The sequence below is a fragment of the Arthrobacter sp. B1805 genome (assembly GCF_002929745.1).
Taxonomy (GTDB): Bacteria; Actinomycetota; Actinomycetes; order Actinomycetales; family Micrococcaceae; genus Arthrobacter_D.
Genome location: NZ_PJIQ01000016.1, coordinates 1 through 17366, shown reverse-complemented (window position 1 = coordinate 17366; position 17366 = coordinate 1). Strand labels below are relative to the sequence as shown.

At 66.9% G+C, this 17366-nt stretch carries 16 protein-coding genes; 9 read left to right on the top strand and 7 right to left on the bottom strand.

All coding sequences use genetic code 11. The features are described from left to right. From CXQ96_RS15165 to holA, 3 genes are all read left to right on the top strand, one after another. Positions 1-1053 (top strand): ComEA family DNA-binding protein, encoded by a 1053-nt coding sequence (locus tag CXQ96_RS15165; protein ID WP_104118848.1) that lies wholly within the window; start codon positions 1-3, stop codon positions 1051-1053. Next, the gene (locus CXQ96_RS15160) at positions 1050-3788 is read left to right on the top strand and encodes a ComEC/Rec2 family competence protein (RefSeq protein ID WP_146070907.1); all 2739 of its coding nucleotides are present in this window, start codon (positions 1050-1052) and stop codon (positions 3786-3788) included. The genes CXQ96_RS15165 and CXQ96_RS15160 overlap by 4 nt, the downstream gene beginning before the upstream one ends. Before the next feature lie 87 nt (positions 3789-3875). Then, on the top strand, positions 3876-4886 hold the full coding sequence (holA, locus tag CXQ96_RS15155) for a DNA polymerase III subunit delta (RefSeq protein ID WP_104118846.1): 1011 nt from the start codon (positions 3876-3878) through the stop codon (positions 4884-4886). 201 nt (positions 4887-5087) lie between these two features. Here the strand turns inward: holA and rpsT are convergent, their stop codons facing one another. Together rpsT and CXQ96_RS15145 are read right to left on the bottom strand one after the other, a co-directional pair. Then, a complete protein-coding gene (gene rpsT / locus CXQ96_RS15150; protein WP_104118845.1) occupies positions 5088-5348 on the bottom strand; it encodes a 30S ribosomal protein S20 in 261 nt (86 codons plus the stop codon). Between the two features lie 247 nt (positions 5349-5595). After that, positions 5596-6141 carry a type II toxin-antitoxin system PemK/MazF family toxin gene (locus tag CXQ96_RS15145; RefSeq protein WP_104118844.1) on the bottom strand — a complete coding sequence of 182 codons (546 nt, stop codon included), beginning with the start codon at positions 6139-6141 and terminating at the stop codon, positions 5596-5598. Between the two features lie 186 nt (positions 6142-6327). On the opposite strand from CXQ96_RS15145, the gene lepA reads away from it, so the two are divergent. Continuing rightward, complete coding sequence (lepA, locus tag CXQ96_RS15140; RefSeq protein WP_181036494.1) at positions 6328-8181, top strand: translation elongation factor 4; 1854 nt, start codon at positions 6328-6330, stop codon at positions 8179-8181. A 30-nt stretch (positions 8182-8211) separates the two neighbouring features. Further along, entirely contained in the window at positions 8212-9441 is a 1230-nt protein-coding gene (hemW, locus tag CXQ96_RS15135) for a radical SAM family heme chaperone HemW (protein ID WP_104118842.1), read from the top strand. 79 nt (positions 9442-9520) lie between these two features. On the opposite strand, the gene CXQ96_RS15130 is transcribed toward hemW, so the two are convergent. Both CXQ96_RS15130 and CXQ96_RS15125 read right to left on the bottom strand, forming a co-directional pair. Further along, complete coding sequence (locus tag CXQ96_RS15130; RefSeq protein WP_104118841.1) at positions 9521-9937, bottom strand: DUF4870 domain-containing protein; 417 nt, start codon at positions 9935-9937, stop codon at positions 9521-9523. A 77-nt stretch (positions 9938-10014) separates the two neighbouring features. Then, positions 10015-10866: a DUF3097 domain-containing protein gene (locus tag CXQ96_RS15125; RefSeq protein ID WP_104118840.1), complete on the bottom strand. Its 852-nt coding sequence runs from the start codon at positions 10864-10866 to the stop codon at positions 10015-10017. 176 nt (positions 10867-11042) lie between these two features. Here CXQ96_RS15125 and hrcA point away from each other — a divergent pair, with 176 nt between their 5' ends. The 3 genes from hrcA to CXQ96_RS15110 all read left to right on the top strand — a co-directional run bounded on the left by hrcA (position 11043) and on the right by CXQ96_RS15110 (position 14067). Beyond that, a complete protein-coding gene (hrcA, locus tag CXQ96_RS15120) occupies positions 11043-12056 on the top strand; it encodes a heat-inducible transcriptional repressor HrcA (protein ID WP_104118839.1) in 1014 nt (337 codons plus the stop codon). Between the two features lie 110 nt (positions 12057-12166). Continuing rightward, positions 12167-13297 carry a molecular chaperone DnaJ gene (gene dnaJ / locus CXQ96_RS15115; protein ID WP_104118838.1) on the top strand — a complete coding sequence of 377 codons (1131 nt, stop codon included), beginning with the start codon at positions 12167-12169 and terminating at the stop codon, positions 13295-13297. 2 nt (positions 13298-13299) lie between these two features. Beyond that, on the top strand, positions 13300-14067 hold the full coding sequence (locus CXQ96_RS15110) for a 16S rRNA (uracil(1498)-N(3))-methyltransferase (RefSeq protein WP_104118837.1): 768 nt from the start codon (positions 13300-13302) through the stop codon (positions 14065-14067). Between the two features lie 26 nt (positions 14068-14093). Here CXQ96_RS15110 and CXQ96_RS15105 read toward each other — a convergent pair whose 3' ends face one another. Next, complete coding sequence (locus CXQ96_RS15105) at positions 14094-15092, bottom strand: GerMN domain-containing protein (RefSeq protein WP_104118836.1); 999 nt, start codon at positions 15090-15092, stop codon at positions 14094-14096. A gap of 568 nt (positions 15093-15660) precedes the next feature. On the opposite strand from CXQ96_RS15105, the gene CXQ96_RS15100 reads away from it, so the two are divergent. Continuing rightward, positions 15661-16215 (top strand): SOS response-associated peptidase, encoded by a 555-nt coding sequence (locus CXQ96_RS15100; protein ID WP_258059148.1) that lies wholly within the window; start codon positions 15661-15663, stop codon positions 16213-16215. A gap of 309 nt (positions 16216-16524) precedes the next feature. Here the strand turns inward: CXQ96_RS15100 and CXQ96_RS15095 are convergent, their stop codons facing one another. Both CXQ96_RS15095 and CXQ96_RS15090 read right to left on the bottom strand, forming a co-directional pair. Continuing rightward, on the bottom strand, positions 16525-16950 hold the full coding sequence (locus tag CXQ96_RS15095) for a hypothetical protein (protein ID WP_104118835.1): 426 nt from the start codon (positions 16948-16950) through the stop codon (positions 16525-16527). Continuing rightward, complete coding sequence (locus CXQ96_RS15090) at positions 16940-17131, bottom strand: helix-turn-helix transcriptional regulator (protein ID WP_104118834.1); 192 nt, start codon at positions 17129-17131, stop codon at positions 16940-16942. The genes CXQ96_RS15095 and CXQ96_RS15090 overlap by 11 nt, the downstream gene beginning before the upstream one ends. Between the last annotated feature and the right edge of the window lie 235 nt (positions 17132-17366).

Sequence of the window (17366 nt, the reverse complement as noted above, 5' to 3'; positions counted from 1 at the left end):
ATGGGAAAGCACCGTTGGCCTGTCGCCGGAGATGCCGGGGCGCGATTGTCGCTGGCAGCAGAGGCGTCGGGGTCACCGACACCACGGACGTCCGAGTCGCTGTCGCCGCGGGAGTCCGGGTCGCTGCGGCGACCGCTGGGAGTAACTGCCGACGGCTGGACGCGCCAGGAGCACGCTCCTGGCGTCCGGCACGTGGACGTGCAGGAGGAGCCCCCGCTGCCGCAGCACGAGGTAGTCACTCCTGAACCCACGGCGGGGCATGTCGAGGGCGAGGAATGGCCCGCACGTCCCGGTGTGCGATGGCGCGTCGCACGCTCGGCTGCCCTTGTATTCCTCGGGGTCGCCCTGGCGATAGGGGCGGCGATGTTCCTCGTCCGCAGCTCCGAGCCCTCGGCCGCCGCCGTGTCGGTGCAGCTCGATGCCGAGCCTTCGGGCGAGTCCGATTCATCCTCCGTGGCTTCCGCGGCTGGTTCCGACGCGACAGCGACAGCTTCAGGAATGCCTCCAGAACCGTCCTCCGGAATGCGGCCGGGCGCCACGGCGAGTAGCTCGTCGTCCGCGATTGTCGTCGTCTATGTCACGGGGGCCGTAGCCACACCGGGCGTCGTCACCGTCGCAGCGGGCACACGGTTGTTCGAGGTTATCGACAGGGCCGGCGGAGCCCTGCCGGAGGCGGATCTCGAAGGCATCAATCTCGCCGGAATCCCTGCGGACGGGCAGCATGTTCATCTCCTCGCCGTGGGGGAGGAGCCGCGAGCGGGTGGTCCCTCGCAGGAAGCACCGGCATCGCCATCAGGCGGGCGGTCGGCCGAACCGGACGGGGCCGCCGCGGTGAGCGGAGCGACCTCGCGTCCAGGGGGAGCAATCGACATCAACTCCGCGTCACTGGCCGAAATCGAATCACTGCCCCGAGTCGGACCCGTTCTCGGGCAGCGCATCATTGACTGGCGGGATGAGCACGGACCGTTTGTGCAGGCAGCCGACATCGACGCGGTTCCGGGGATCGGTCCTGCCCTGTTGGACGGGATACTTCCGCTCATCGTGGCGGGGTGAGCAGGATCAGCGCGGGGTCGTTCTCATTGTTCGCCGCGCAGCACCGGCGGCGGAACGAGAGCGCCGATGCGCGCCGGAAGCAGGGTTGTCAGCCACCTCCTGCTCGATGGAAGGGGGACCTACGACTGCTCCCGTCCGCGGCAGCAGCATGGACAGCAGCCGCCATCGCCGTTCACGTGGAGGCGACAGCCGTGTCTGCCGCAGGTCTTCTTGCTGTCGCTGCTGGTCTGGTGCTCTCGTGTCTGGTGTCCATCCCTTCCGCGGCAGGGCGCCCGAGGGTGCCGTTGGCGGCCCTCGCCCTGGCACCGGTAGCGGCCGTGACCCTGGTCCTGCTCTCCGCCGGCGGGAGCCTCGCACGGTCTGAAGCCGGACCGCTGGATCAAGCCGTCCGGAGTGGCACCTCTTTCACCGCCGTCCTCAGTGTCACGGGCGAGCCGTCCTTGTTGGAACCGGGAGCATTCGATGGCCGGGACCGTTATCTCGTCGACGGCGATGTCATAGGAGGGGTGCTGCACGGCGACAGCTTCGCTGCAAGGACGCCGGTCGTCGTCATAGCCTCTTCGGACTGGGCCGGCGTGGGGACAGGAGACACCGTGCGCGTCATAGGCACCGTCAAGGCCCCGGACCGGGTCGGCAAGGCCGCTGCCGTGCTCCTTCCCTCCAGTCGTCCGACGATCGCAGCCGCAGGAGGCTGGCTCGGATACACCGGTGACCTGCGGGACCGTTTTCGACATCAGGCCGTCCAGGACAGTCGGGACGGCGGTCTGCTCCCCGGCATGGCGCTGGGCGACCGGATAGGCCTGGACAGCGAACTGGAGCAAGCCATGCAGACCACCGGCCTGACCCACCTGACGGCCGTCAGCGGAGCCAACTGCTCCTACGTCGTAGCCTTTGCGTTCCTCGGACTGCGCGCCGTCCGCGTGCCACGGATTCCAGCCTGCACGGGTGCGGTCGTCGCCCTTGCAGGGTTCGTGATGCTGGTTCGGCCTGAGCCCAGCGTCCTCCGCGCAGCGGTGATGGGCACGATCGGGGTAGCGGCTGTGCTGTCCGGTCGGGGCAAGGTGTCACTGACCCTGCTGCTGCTCTCGATCATCGTCCTGCTCGCGGTGGATCCATGGCTCTCGATTTCCTTCGCATTCATGCTGTCGGTCGCCGCGACCCTGGGTCTCGTCACCGCGGGACCGACGGTGGCGGCTGCACTCGGATCGGCGTTGCCGCGGAGCATTGCCCAGATACTCGCAATACCGCTGACTGCGCAACTCTTCTGCACGCCGATCATCGTCCTCATCCAGCCCGCGCTACCCGCATACTCCCTGCCCGCCAATGTCCTCGCGTCGCCCGTCGTACCTGCCATAACCCTGCTGGGAATGGTGGCTGTCCTCGCGCTGGTGGCAGCTCCCGTACTGGCTCCACCCCTCATCAGCGCCGCTCAGTGGGGCACCCGTTGGGTGGCCGGCGTCGCTGAAACCCTCGCAGCCGCACCTGGCGCCACCGTGCCCTGGATCGCGGGACCACCGGGGGTCATCGTCGCAGCACTGGTATCACTGGCGTCTCTGGCGCTGCTGCTGCTCCTCGCCCAGCACTCAGCGGTCGCCGGACGCGCGAAGGTCCCGCTGACCCAGCGCCTCCGGGTCGTCGGCGCACCGGGTGCGTTCCTGCGGCAGCATCGACACCGGCGACGCGGGCAAGCCATCTCCGGACCCGCACCCCTCGCCGGGCGGGCCTCGTTACCCGGCCACGGGGCCGCGTCAGGAGGCGCTCTCCGCGTCTCGGGCGGGCCAGGACGGACGGTTCGTCCACCGGCGCGCACCGGCCGGTCGGAACCGCACGTCCATCCCGCCGGGTACAACCGTGTGCCCGAGCCTGCCCGCCGGGGTCGTGGGATGCTGTTCGCCGTCTCGCTTCTCCTCGTCGCCTGTATTCCGGCCGGACTCCTTCTGCTCGGACGCATCGATCCGCCCGCGCGAGGCGACTGGGTGATGGCACTGTGCGACGTCGGCCAGGGGGACGGGATCGTGGTCAGGACGACGCCCGGCCACGCGATGGTCGTCGATACGGGACCGGAGCCCGGAGCGATGGACCGATGCCTGGACAGGCTGCAGGTCGAGGTGATCGATGCGCTGGTCATCACGCACCTGCACGACGATCATTACGGCGGCGTCGGAGGCGCCATACGTGATCGTGCGGTGTCTGCCATCTACTACTCCTCCGGCGAGGAAAGGCTGCCGTCGGAGGTGACCGCTGCAGCTGCTAGCGCAGGAGTGGAGGCAGAGAAGCTGAGCAGCACCACAGTGATCGATCTCCCACCGATCACTGTCGAGCTGCTGTGGCCCCGTCCGGGCGCAGTCACGTCCGAGGAGAACAACGCCAGCGCGGTGCTCGAGGTCGTGGTGCCGACCCCGGACCGCCCTGTCACACTCCTGCTGACGGGGGATCTCGAGGAGGACGCCGCCGACGTCCTCCTGTCCTCCGCGGCGGGTCTCAGCGACAGGGGAGTCGACATACTCAAGGTGGCCCATCACGGCGCCAGAAATGGGGGCAGCTCGCTGATCGAGGCCGTGGACCCCGGCCTCGCGCTCATCTCGGTCGGTGAGGACAACGACTACGGCCATCCGCACCCTGCGATCCTCGAGACACTCGCACGATCCGGAATCGCAACAGCCCGGACGGACGAGCTCGGCTCATTCACCGTAGAGGTCGTCGGCAGCACGATGGAGGTTCGCGAACTGCGCTGAGAACAATCTCGCGACGGCCGCGCAGCTTTGCGGTGCGGTCCCACCGTGAAACAGTAGGAATGGATCTGACGGAAGGAACGACGCCACGTGGCAACAAGATCACCCGCCGGTCGCACCAGCGGCTCGAGCCAGCAGGCGACATGGCGTGACGTACGGCCCGCCGGCGTGGTGCTGCTCTCCGGACCCGAGGACTACGTGGCATCGAAAGCGGCGGAATCGATCCGCAACCAGGTGCGCACCGCGCAGCCCGCAGCGGAGCTCGTGAGGCTGGACGCCGTGTCCTATGAGGGCGGAACCCTCATGATGCATGCCAGTCCGTCACTCTTCGGCGACTGGACGGTGATCGAAGTGTCCGGGCTGGCTCAGATGAACGATGCCTTTCTGGTCGATACCCTCGCCTACCTGGCCGATCCTGCCCCCGACGTCGTCCTGGTGCTGCGTCACTCGGGAGGCAACCGCGGCAAGAAGCTGCTGGACGCCATCAAAGCCGCGCAGGCCACGATCGTCGATTGCCAGCCCCTGAAGAAGGATGGCGAGAAAGCGGAGTTCGTCGCCACGGAGTTCCGCCTGGCACGCCGTCGCATCGACCCTGACGCCGTACGCGCGCTCGTCGCCGCGGTCGGTTCGCAGTTGCCCGAACTCGCAGCCGCATGCCAGCAGCTGATGGCGGACACCGCGGGCGACGTCACGGCCGAGACGGTGGAGAAGTACTACGGAGGCCGTGTCGAAGCAACCGGCTTCAAGGTTGCGGATGCCGCTCTCGCCGGGCGTACGGCTCAAGCTCTGTCGATGCTGCGCCACGCGCTCGCGACGGGCGCCGATCCGGTTCCGATCGTCGCCGCACTCGCCATGAAGGTACGAGCCGTCGCCAAGGTGCACGGCGTTCGCGGGTCGTCGATCCAGCTGGCCAAAGAGCTTGGGATGGCTCCGTGGCAGGTCGACCAGGCGCGAAAAGAGGCACAGCGCTTCAGTTCAGCAGCACTCGCGCACTGTGTACGGGCACTCGCGGAGGCGGATGCCCAGGTGAAGGGCGAGTCGCGCGACCCCGTCTACGCCGTCGAGCGTGCCGTGACGGTCATCGCGCTCGGAGATGGCTGAGTATTACCCGGAACGGCTGGTCGGCTGCCCGGAACGGCTGAGCACTGCCGGGAAGGGCTGGTCGACTAACCGGAAGTACCGGCCGCCTCAACCGCGATCCCCGTCGAGAGGATTCAGTGCAGGTATCGGACAGGGCAGGGCGGTTAAACGCTGGAGGGCCGGCTCCGAAAGGAACCGGCCCTCCAGCGAAGGATTCGCAGCTTAGAGCGCGTTGACCTTCTTGGAGATGGCGGACTTGCGGTTCGCTGCGTTGTTCTTGTGCAGCACACCCTTGCTGACAGCCTTGTCGAGCTTGCGGCTGGCTGCCTGCAGAGCCGTTGCGGCAGCGTCCTTGTCAGCGCCTTCGACGGCCGTGGTGACGGCGCGGATGGCGGTCTTCAGCTCGGACTTGACCGAGTTGTTGCGCTGCCTCGCCTTTTCGTTGGTGAGGATGCGCTTTTTCTGGGACTTGATATTTGCCACGTATGAGAACTTTCTTTGTATTGCGGACTGGTCGTGAGGGTATTTCGGCCAACCAATGACTGAGCGGCGTGGGGATACCGTGTGACGATTGGCCAAAGTGCCCGGAGACCTGCGCGGACACACAGCTATAAAGGTTACCAGAAATACGCGTAACGCCCGAGCAGCGGCGCCTGCGTGGCCGCTCCCCACAGCCGATGAGTCATGCCCCAGGTGCACCGCGTTGCCACCGAGCAGGACCGGAATGTTGCTACCCCAGCAGGGCGTCGGGGACGGCAGCAACCACCTGTTCGAAGCGCTGGCGAGGAAGGACCGCGCCCTCCCGCCGCACCTGGCCCGGATCGATGCGCAGGAGGCGGTCCACCTTGACCTCGCTCGGGCGTCCCTGTCGGTCCCAGCCGCCCGTCCCGATATCCACATAGCGCGCATCGTGGTCGCGTGCGTTGTTCCGATCGCGGCTGGTAAGCATCAATCCCAGGAGTTCGCTCCCCTCGCGCCCGATCAGGAGCACAGGGCGGTCCTTGCCCTGCGCCGGGTCGTCCTCATAGGGCACCCAGGTCCATACGATCTCCCCGGGATCCGGCTTGCCGTCACTGGATGGCGAATAGCTGAGCGTGGCTTGACCCCGTCGATCGGCCGCTCGTCGAGCCGTGGGGGACGCCGGAACGTTCGATCGGTGCCGCCTCCGGTCGCGGGCCCGCGGAGGAGCCGCGGTGCCGCGCGTGGCCGGGGTGCTGTTGACAGCGCTTGCGATGCGACCTGCAAGCGACAGGAGGGAGCGGAGGGTGATCGCCATGCAGCGATCCTAGCGACCACCACGTCTCCGGGTCCTGCACCGAAGGGGTCGGCGCGATTGCCGGAGCCGTGCGGCGCCGTGGGACACTAGTGGGAAGGCCGGCGCCCAGCGCAGGCCCTACCCGCACAGGACGGCTCGGCCGGTACCTGCATGCCGGACCCTGTCCCGAAAAAGTGAGGAACCTACGTGTCACCCATGGCCCGCACCGCGCCGGTGCCTGCCGCCACCGATCCGGCGATCATCAGGAACTTCTGCATCATCGCGCACATCGATCACGGTAAATCCACGTTGGCCGACCGCATGCTCCAGCTCACCGGAGCCGTTGAGCAGCGGGACATGAAGGCGCAGTACCTCGACCGCATGGACATCGAGCGTGAGCGCGGCATCACCATCAAGTCGCAGGCCGTCCGCCTGCCCTGGGAGGTCGATGGCACCGCCTATGCCCTGAACATGATCGATACCCCCGGCCACGTCGACTTCACGTACGAGGTCTCGCGGTCGCTCGCGGCATGCGAGGGCGCCATCCTGCTGGTGGATGCGGCGCAGGGCATCGAGGCGCAGACACTGGCGAACCTCTACCTGGCGATGGAGAACAATCTCACGATCATCCCGGTGCTGAACAAAATCGACCTCCCTGCCGCTCAGCCCGAGAAGTACGCGGCGGAGCTGGCGAGCCTCATCGGCGGCGAGCCCGAGGACGTCCTCATGGTGTCCGGCAAGACGGGCGTGGGGGTCGAAGCGCTCATGGACAAGATCGTGCGCGATCTCCCCGCTCCGACCGGAGATCCGAATGCTCCTGCCCGTGCCATGATCTTCGACTCCGTGTACGACACCTACCGTGGCGTCGTGACGTACGTACGCGTGGTCGACGGAAAGCTCAGCCCGCGGGAGCGCATCCAGATGATGTCCACCAGGGCGAGCCATGAGCTGCTCGAGATCGGCGTCAGTTCGCCGGAGCCGAAGCCTTCGAAAGGGCTGGGTGTCGGCGAGGTGGGGTACCTCATCACGGGGGTGAAGGACGTTCGCCAGTCCAAGGTCGGCGACACCGTGACCAACCTCCAGAAGCCTGCTGCCGAATCGCTGGGCGGCTACGAGGACCCCAAGCCCATGGTGTTCTCCGGGCTCTATCCGCTCGACGGCACGGACTACCCGGTGCTCCGCGACGCGCTGGCGAAGTTCACCCTGAACGACGCCGCCCTGGTCTACGAGCCGGAGACATCTGCGGCGCTGGGCTTCGGCTTCCGCGTCGGCTTCCTCGGCCTGCTGCACCTCGAGATCACGCGCGAGCGGCTGGAACGTGAGTACAACCTCGACCTCATCTCGACCGCACCCAACGTCGAGTACGAGGTGACCCTCGAGGACAAGCGCGTCATGAAGGTGACGAATCCCAGCGAGTACCCGGTGGGCAAGATCGCCGAAGTCCGCGAGCCGATGGTGTCAGCCACCATCCTCGCTCCCTCGGAGTTCGTAGGAGCCATCATGGAGCTCTGCCAGCAGCGCCGCGGCGTACTGGGCGGCATGGACTATCTGTCCGAGGACCGCGTCGAGATCCGGTACAGGCTGCCACTGGCCGAGATCGTCTTCGACTTCTTCGACCTGCTGAAGTCCAAGACGAGGGGTTACGGCTCCCTCGACTGGAAGGCCGACGGCGACCAGGTCTCCGACCTCGTCAAGGTGGACATCCTGCTACAGGGTGAACAGGTCGACGCCTTCAGCGCCATCACGCACCGCGACAAGGCGTACGCCTACGGAGTCATGATGACCGGGAAGCTGCGCGAGCTGATCCCGCGCCAGCAGTTCGAGGTCCCGATCCAGGCCGCCATCGGGGCACGGATCATCGCCCGCGAAAGCATCCGTGCCATCCGCAAGGACGTTCTCGCCAAGTGCTACGGCGGCGACATCACCCGTAAGCGGAAACTGCTCGAGAAGCAGAAGGAAGGCAAGAAGCGCATGAAGATGGTCGGGCGGGTCGAGGTACCCCAGGAGGCCTTCATCGCCGCGCTGTCATCGGACGAGTCGAAGGACAAAGCCAAGAAGTGACACTGCTTTCGACCGTGGGGGAGCGCCCGCATGCCTAGCGCGCTCCCGCTCGGCCTCCCAGCGCCCGAGGACGGTGTGCTGCCTTCCGCGGCAGCCGAAGGAGCGACGGAGCGCGATTTCGGCCTGTACGTCCACATCCCGTTCTGTTCCGTCAGGTGCGGCTATTGCGACTTCAACACCTATACCGCCACCGAACTCGGAGGGGGAGCGTCGCAGGACGCGTATGCCGGCTCCGTGCTGTCGGAACTCGCACTCGGCGCCCGGGCGCTGAACGCCTCGGGAGTGCCTGCGAGGCCTTTGTCCACTGTGTTCTTCGGAGGCGGTACTCCCACCCTGCTGCCGGCGGAGGACCTCGCGCAGATCCTTCGTGCAGCTGCCGAACAATGGGGTCTTACCCCGGACGCCGAAGTGACGACGGAGGCGAACCCGGATTCGGTGACGCCGGAATCGCTGCGCGTGCTGAAGGACGCTGGCTTCACGCGCGTGTCGTTCGGCATGCAGTCGGCCGTGCCGCACGTCCTCGCAGTCCTCGACCGCACCCACTCGCCGGAGCGCGTGCCGCAGGCCGTCCGCTGGGCGCGCGAGGCGGGCCTGAAGGTCAGCCTGGATCTGATCTACGGCACGCCGGGGGAGTCGCTGGAGGACTGGCGCGTGTCGCTGGCCACCGCGCTCTCCTACGACCCGGACCACATCTCCGCCTACGCCCTGATCATCGAGGAGGGCACGAAGCTCGCGACGCGCATCCGGCGTGGTCAGGTACCGCCCATCGACGACGACGACCACGCCGACAAGTACGCCCTCGCGGAGGAGATGCTGACGGTCGGTGGGCTGCAGTGGTACGAGGTGAGCAACTGGGCGCGGACGCCCGCCGACGCGTGCCGGCACAACCTGGCGTACTGGCGCGGTGGCGACTGGTGGGGAGCCGGGCCCGGTGCGCATTCGCACGTAGGCGGCACCCGCTGGTGGAACGTCAAGCACCCGAGCCCGTACGCGGGGGCGCTGGAGCAGGGCCACTCGCCGGCCGCTGGACGCGAGGTGCTGTCGGAGGAGGACCGATACGTCGAGGACGTCATGCTGCGCGTGCGTCTGCGTGAGGGGCTGGACACGGGCAGGTTGACACCGGCGGGCAGGCGAGCCGTCGCGGGGCTCATCGCCGAGGGGCTCGTCGAGCCCGCAGCGGCCTTCGCAGGTCGCCTGGTCCTGACCTTCAGGGGCCGACTGCTCGCGGACGCCGTCGTGCGAAGACTGCTACCGGACTGAGCGAGGCGCCGCCGGCACGTCGGGTTGGACGCGACCTCGGCCCTTCCGACGAGGGCGGGCGCGGCCCGGCCGTCGCGTGCTAGCGGAGGAAGCGGAGGTTGAAGGCGTAACGGTACGGCTTCCCGCGATTGACCTGGATGCCGGCGTTCACCGAGAAGATCGTGATTGTGACCCAGATCAGGGCGTTCACCACGGCGAAGAATCCGCCGATCTCTGGCACGAGCGAGAGGAGCCAGGCGACCAGGGCGAGGAGCGTCGGAGGAAGCGTGAAATTCAACGCCTCCTTGGATTCCTGCGCAGTGAAGGGGCCCCTGTCCTTGAAGATGAGGAAGATCAGCAGGGAGGGGATGAACCCCAGAATCCCGCCGAAGTGTGCCAATGTTGCGAACTGGCGGTCCTCGGATGCCGTCAGCGGTAGCGCATTCGCCGGCGTGCCTTCGAACGCCGGTTGGGCTTCGGCCCGTCCGTTGTGCTGGTGGTCAGCGGTATTGGACAACGTGATTCCTTTGCTGAGTGGCGAGAACTTCCCGCGGACTGTGTTTTAAGGATACGTGGTTGCCTGTGTTAGCCGGCTCATCGTGGGCCCGCGGGTGCGGTCAGGAAATCGATGACCTCCTCGACCCGCCCCAGGAGTGAGGGTTCGAGATCGGCGTACGTGGTGACGCCGGCGAGAATCCGCTTCCAGCCGTGGGCGATAGCCGCTTTGTCCTGGTGTGGCCAGCCGAGTCCGGCGAGGATGCCTGTCTTCCAGTCCTGGTGGCGTGGCACGACCGGCCATGCCCCGAGCCCGAGTGCAGCCGGCTTCACGGCCTGCCAGACGTCGACGTAGGGATGCCCGACGATCAGAACGTGGTGATGCGCTCCCGGCACGGTCATGGCCTGCCGCACGATGCGCGCCTCCTTGGTTCCCGGCAGCAGGTGGTCGACGAGCACGCCGAGTCGTCGCTGCGGTCCCGGATCGAAAGCGCGGATGGCACCCGCGAGGTCGTCGATGCCGTGAAGCGGTTCGACGACGATTCCCTCCAGCCTCAGGTCGTCGCCCCACACCTTCTCGACGAGCTCGGCATCGTGCTGCCCTTCGACCCAGATCCTGCTGGCCCTCGCCGTCCTTGCCCGCACTCCCTCGACCCGGACGGAGCCCGACGCCGTACGGCTGGGAGTCGTCGCGGTGCGAAGGATGGGTGCCACGACGTGGACGGGCTGGCCGTCGAGGAGGAACCCATGACCGAGCCTGAAGGTCCGCTGCTTTCCGCGCCGGTCCTCCAGCACCATGACGTGCAGTCCGCCGGACTTCTCGACGCGGACGACAGCGCCGACGAAACCGCTCTGCACGTCCTCGAGGACCATGTCCTTCTCGACCGGCACATCGGGCAGATCGACCCGCTTCGGTGCCGAGATGTCCTGTGCTCCCCAGCCGTGTTCCATCCCCGAGCCGTCCTTCCACCAGGGGCCTCGGCGGTCTGCCGCACCCGGGTTTCCCAATGCTAACAATCGCCCCGGACGTACTAGACTTGGCACTTGGGTGTGTCGAGTGCTAATCGCTCGGAACCGCCCGCCACGCATGCTCGTGAAAGACAGGACAGACCGGAGGTGACACAGGAGTGAGTGAACCGCGACGCTTGGAGGTGCTCCGGGCCATCGTCGAGGACTACGTCCATTCGCGGGAGCCCGTCGGTTCGAAGGCGCTGGTCGACCGCCACCAGCTCGGAGTCTCCTCCGCGACCATCCGGAACGACATGGCGGTCCTCGAGGAGGAGGGTCTGATCGCGGCCCCCCACACGAGCTCCGGCCGTATCCCGACGGACAAGGGGTACAGGCTGTTCGTGGACCGTATCTCCGAGGTCAAGCCGCTGTCGGCGCCCGAGAAGAAGGCCATCCAGACACTGCTCGAGGGTGCAGAGGACCTCGACGACGTCATGGACCGGACCGTGCGCCTGCTTGCGCAGCTGACCAACCAGGTGGCAGTCGTGCAGTTCCCCCGTGTGGGTGGGGCGTCCGTCCGCCATATCGAATGCGTGCTGCTCGCACCGCAGCAGGTCCTCGTGGTCCTGATCGCGACCAATGGCACCGTGCAGCAGCGGATCGTCCGCACTCCTTCGGAAATCCACGAGGCCGAGCTCGCGGAGCTCAAGCAGCGGATCCTCTCGGCAGTGTCCGGCGTGAAACTCACGGCGCTCCCCGGGGAGCTCGGTATCGTCACCTCGCAGCTGCCGCCGCCTCTCAGGACGCACGGGGGTACGATCGTGAAGGCGCTGGAGCAGCTCGCCGGGCTCGGACGCGACGACCGGATCCTGCTGGCAGGGACAGCGAACCTGGCGAGATCCACGGGTGATTTCCCACTGAGCATCGGGCCTATCCTCGAGGCCCTCGAGGAGCAGGTCGTCATGCTGCGGCTCCTGTCCGAGATGGAGTACGACGCTCGCGGTATCTCGGTGAGGATCGGCAGCGAGAACCCCTACGGCGGACTGTCCGAAGCGTCCGTGGTCGCGACGGGCTACGGCCCGGATGCGGGCGCGAAGCTCGGCATCCTCGGCCCCACGCGCATGGACTATCCGACGACGATGGCCGCCGTGCGTGCGGTCGCCCGTTATCTCTCGAGGGTCCTCGAGGAGTAGTCCACGGCGCTCGAAGGCCGCCCAGGCGTCTCCGCCCGCAGGGTCCGGCGGCCGGACGACAGCAGATTTCGCAGACGACAGTAGATTTCGACAGGAAGTGAAGTGCACGAGTGAGTAACCACTATGAGGTCCTCGGTGTGGAACAGGGCGCTACCGGGGAGGAGATCAAGAAGGCATACCGCAAGCTTGCCCGGAAACTTCACCCGGACGTGAACCCGGGTGAGAACGCAGCCGAGGAGTTCAAGCTCGTCACGCGTGCCTACGAGGTGTTGTCGGATCCGCAGAAGCGGCGGGTATACGACACGACGGGCAACGAGAACGGGACCGACAACGGCTACGGTTCGGGGTACTCGGGGTCGGGATTCGCCTTCCAGGACATCTTCGAGACGTTCTTCGGCGGCGGCGGACAGCAGGCGGGCGCGCCCTCGCGCACACGCCGCGGCCAGGACGCGCTCATCAACGTGAGGATCGACCTGCGGGACGCGGTCTTCGGTACCAACAAGAAGATCGAGGTGGACACCGCCGAGGTGTGCCCCACGTGTGACGGCAGCTGCTGCCAACCGGGAACCTCGCCTCGCACCTGTGACATCTGCGGCGGCTCCGGTCAGGTGCAGCGCGCCGTGCGCTCGATCCTCGGCCAGGTCATGACGAGCGCGCCCTGCGGCACGTGCCAGGGCTACGGCACCGTCATCCCCAACCCCTGCCACGAGTGCAGCGGTGAAGGACGCGTCCGTGCTCGCCGCACGCTGACGATCAAGGTGCCCGCCGGTGTCAGCACAGGCACCCGGATCCAGCTGGCGGGCCAGGGCGAGGCCGGCATCGCGGGTGGCCCGCAGGGTGATCTCTACGTGGAGATCCGCGTCAACACGGATTCGACCTACCTGCGCGACGGCGACGACCTGCACGTGACTCTGAGCATTCCGATGACGGCGGCTGCTCTCGGCACCAGCGTGCACCTCGACACCTTCGACGGCGATCAGGAACTGATGATCAAGCCGGGCACCCAGTCCGGCGAGATCCTGACGCTGCGCGGGTTGGGCGTCACGCACCTGAGGAACCAGGGCAGGGGAGACCTGCGTGTCCACCTGAACGTCGAGACGCCACGGAACCTGGACCACCAGCAGGAGGAACTCCTGCGCAAACTGGCGGAACTGCGCAACGAGGAGTACACGGACGGCCAGCTCGACAGCAGCGGCTCCGGAGTGTTCGCCCGGCTGCGGGAGCGCCTGGGGAACCGCTGACCGTGACGCGTCCCCTCTTCTTCGGGCCGGTCGAGGCCGTGCGTGGTGCTGCACCCGGCAGCGCGTTCCTTCTCGGCGGTGACGAGGGGCGTCACGCCGCCGTCGTCCGTAGGCTCGCTCCCGGAGAGCGCATCGACGTCTCGGACGGTTCGGGCTACCGTATCGGCGGCGTCATCACGGCGGTCGGCACGGGGAGTGTCGAGCTCGAGGTCGAGACGGTCGGGCAGGACCCGGCGCCGCGGCACCGGCTCGTGCTGGTTCAGGCCCTTGCGAAGGGCGGTCGGGACGAGCAGGCCGTCGAGTCCGCCACCGAGCTGGGCGTCGACGCCGTGGTTCCGTGGCACGCAGAGCGCAGTATCGTCCGCTGGCGCGGGGACAAGGCGGACAAGGGCCGGCAGAAGTGGGTCTCCCTCGTCGGTGCCGCCGCGAAACAGTCCCGGCGTTCGTTCGTCCCCGAGGTGAATGGCGTCATGGATACGACACGGCTCGCCGCGTGGTCGAAGGCCGTGGACCAGATGGTCATCCTGCACGAGGATGCCGGGGAGACCCTGGCCCAACGGTTTGCCGCGCTGGAGGCGAGCGGAGCCCTGGACGCGCCGTCGTCGACGGCTGTGGTGGTGGGACCCGAGGGCGGCATCAGCGACGCCGAACTCGCCAAGCTGGGTGCGGTCGGAGCGCTGCCGGCCCGGCTGGGCCCGCACGTGCTCCGGTCCTCCTCGGCGGGACCGGCGGCCCTCGTGCTCCTGAATCACCTTCTCGGGCGCTGGTAGCCCGACAGGCGCGACGGACGCCCTATCTACCGGACGAGGACGTTCTTCGTGTCGGCCGCTTCGCCGTCAGTTGGAACCGCCACGGAGATCTCGTACCGTCCGGGCGGGAGTGTCACGGAGAAGGAGTAGGCGCCGGGTGCTCCTTCTTCGGGCACGATGTCGACCCTGCCATCGCGGAAGAGATCGGTTCCACCTGTTCCAGCCTTGTACGTCGAGTCGGCCAGGCGATCCACACGCCAGTTCAGCGACTCCTCCGAGGCGGGCCCCAGGCCATGGATGGTGAGGCTGCCGTCGGAGCCCACGCCTTCCTGCGGATCGATGATCCAGACCGGGGCGAGCGTGGAGGCGTCCCGGGTCAGTTCGCCGTCGAGATCGATGGCGTCGAAAGCCCGGTAGCCTGCGGCTCCGTCGACGAGGACGACGACGGAACTCGACTCCCCACCGGCGATGAGGGCTGCACTCGCGGCGGCAGCAGTCGCGGTGTGGACGAGTTGCTGCAGGGCGAGGCGGGCTTCGTCCGGCGTGAGGCTCGCATCGAAGGCGTCGGAGGAGATGTCGAGGGTGATGACGTTCTTCGTGCTGATGGAGGAGCTGACGCTCGACGCGGCTCGCCACGGCGAGTGGTAGTCGGGGTCGAGGGGCTCGCTCGAGGCCATGAGCCGTACCGCGTCGGCGATCGGATCGCCCACGGACCCGGTAGGTGCGCGAAGGAACTCGCGGAACAACCTGTCCTGGCCGTCGACGCCCCCGAGCCAGTAGACCGGAAGAAGCGGCTGTGCCGCGCTGCTGGAACCGGTGCCGGTTTCCTTGCCGTTCGGTGAAGCGTCCGCCGACGGAGCGGCAGTGCGCCCCGGAGTCGCGGACGTCATGGGTGGATCCGGGAGGGCGGTCGTCGGTGCAGTGCCCTGCACCAGGCCGACGTTCGGCAGGAGGAAGACGCTACTGGCGACGAGCACACCCCCGGACACCAGCAGCATGGTGCGCAGCCCCAACCGGTTCTTCCGCAGGGGGTCCTGCTCGCTCATGCCGGGCCCCTTTCCACTGGGCGCGTGTGTGCGCGGTTCGTTGACTGGAATCTGTGCGACCTAACGACGCCGACTGCTGGTGGGAGCTGACACGGGTCTGGTTCAGCTTGGCATAGCGCCATGGGCCGATCCTGACGAATGAGCATTCACGCCGGGACTGAAACCCGATCGATACGAACCTGTTGCCGATTCGCGACGAAACCCGAGTGTCGCTCGGCTGCTGTAGACACAACTAGTGCCACGAGATCTATCCAGGGACTATCGCCAGCCATGCCCCAAGTGTATGGATGCGCCCAGGACGTTCCTCTGGCCCGCGGACAAGCGAGGATGAAGCACATGTGTGGACGCTTCATAATCGCCGGGAACAAGGCAGCTATCCGGGGATGCGTTCAGCGTCGACGAGACGTTCCAGGACGAGCTGAAACCGTCGTGGAACGTGGCTCCAATGTAGGGGATCCCGTTCGTGTCCGAGCAGCTGCGCGAGGGGACACTGGTGCGCCGCCTCGAAATAGCGCGCTGGGAACTCGTCCCCGTCTAGTCCAAGGACCCGAAGGCCGCCGGTGCCAGGATGATCAATGCCCGCAGCGAGACGGTCGCGGAGAAGCCGTCTCTCCGCACGGCGGCCGCCAAACGACGCGCCCTGATACCAGCTGACGGCTGCTTCGAGTGGCAGAAGAACGAGGACGGGACGAAGACCCCGCACTACGTCCACGGGGAGGACGAGGACCGCCTGCTGGGCTTCGCCGGCCTGTACAAATTCTGGCCCGACCCCACAAAAGCCGAGGACGCCGACGACAAGTGGCTCATGACGGCGACGATCCTCACCCGGGCCGCGCACGACGCCCTCGGGCACATTCATGATCGGATGCCGGCCATCATTCCGGAGGACCTGCAGGATCAGTGGCTGGACCCGACTATGACCGAGCGGACCGGGTCCAGCACTTCATCGACACCATCCCCGAACCCAACCTTGTCCCGCGAATCGTCGGGAAAGACGTCGGATCAGTACGCAACAACGGGCCCCAGCTCATCACCCCAGTTGGCTAAGTCGACTGCAAGCATTGGAGGGCACCTTTCACATGGGTCGCTACTTGTCGAGTTGGTACGAGTGAGCTGTGCCTAGAACAACCTCCAGGTCATTCCCAGAGTTGTTCGAGCAGCTTTCCCCGTCGGGGGCCGTAGCGGACAGTTGGTAGCGGGAAGGAACCTCTGGTCCTCGATCAAAGACTTCCACAGTCACCTGCTGGAACCCATGAGTAGGACTCTCCCGGTGCATCTGGAAGGTCTAAACCCTCCAGGTTTCATCTGCGCCAGCTGCTTCGCGCTCAGCTTCGGCGTCTATTCCGGCCGCCGTTGAACCGGGTGTAGCCACCAAACTACGGATAGCGAGGCCACCAGCCCTTCGCGCCTGTAGGGGGAGAACCCGATGTGCTCAGTTGCGGTGGTTGAGGACCGCGAACGAAGCGACCCCGATGACGAACAACGCGCCCATGAGCAATGTCATGACCATGGGTGCCTCGGCTCCAAACCCGATGGCTAGCGTGGCGATTCCGACCAGGGGAAGGGATCCCAGCCCGACAACGGCTAATGCGCGGGTCAGGAGGGTGTCCTCACGTTCGTCGCCGGTCCGCGTCCAGGCGCGTTCGAACGTCGTGGCGCGCTCGGGTCGGCGAAGTACCCTCCATGCCATGGCCAGGGCTCCGGCGACACCGATCCCGAGTCCGACGAGGAACCCGGGCATCATGTTCCCGGGGGCGTGTTCACGGAGCAGGACGGCGGCACCGGTCACCAGCGCGAGGATCACGCCCAGGATTCCTAGGGCCACCACGTTGCGTGGAAAGCGTGTGTCAGTCTGCATGAAATATCTCCTCTACAGGACGATGGAAGAAACGGCCAATGGCGATAGCTAAGGGGAGGGATGGATCGTAGCGGCCCGTCTCTATCGAGTTGACGGTCTGCCTCGAGACCTCAAGGGCCTCGGCCAGCTCCCGCTGCGACATGCCCGTCTCAGCGCGAAGATCCCGGATACTGTTCTGCACTCCAACCCTTCATGTAAAGCATGCTTGACAGGTCAAGCATGCTTTACAGAGCGACGGCCGTCAATCCTCCAGCGTGTCGCTGGTTAGCGTCGCATCAAAGAATCCCTTGACTGGACTAAAAAAGGCGCCTCGGCGGGGGGGGGGGGGGGGGGGGGGGGCCCCCCCCCCGCCCCCCCGCCCAAAAGCCCCCAAACCCCCAAGACCCGGGCCCGGCCCTGTTGCGGCCCCCGGCGGG

What these genes read in the sequence shown, in the direction of transcription:
- CXQ96_RS15125 (WP_104118840.1), bottom strand. Translation starts at nt 10,866, where the DNA reads ATGGAACACGGCTGGGGAGCACAGGACATCTCGGCACCGAAGCGGGTC.
- CXQ96_RS15165 (WP_104118848.1), top strand. Translation starts at nt 1, where the DNA reads ATGGGAAAGCACCGTTGGCCTGTCGCCGGAGATGCCGGGGCGCGATTG.
- CXQ96_RS15100 (WP_258059148.1), top strand. Translation starts at nt 15,661, where the DNA reads ATGATCAATGCCCGCAGCGAGACGGTCGCGGAGAAGCCGTCTCTCCGC.
- CXQ96_RS15095 (WP_104118835.1), bottom strand. Translation starts at nt 16,950, where the DNA reads ATGCAGACTGACACACGCTTTCCACGCAACGTGGTGGCCCTAGGAATC.
- CXQ96_RS15145 (WP_104118844.1), bottom strand. Translation starts at nt 6,141, where the DNA reads ATGGCGATCACCCTCCGCTCCCTCCTGTCGCTTGCAGGTCGCATCGCA.
- hemW (WP_104118842.1), top strand. Translation starts at nt 8,212, where the DNA reads ATGCCTAGCGCGCTCCCGCTCGGCCTCCCAGCGCCCGAGGACGGTGTG.
- CXQ96_RS15105 (WP_104118836.1), bottom strand. Translation starts at nt 15,092, where the DNA reads ATGAGCGAGCAGGACCCCCTGCGGAAGAACCGGTTGGGGCTGCGCACC.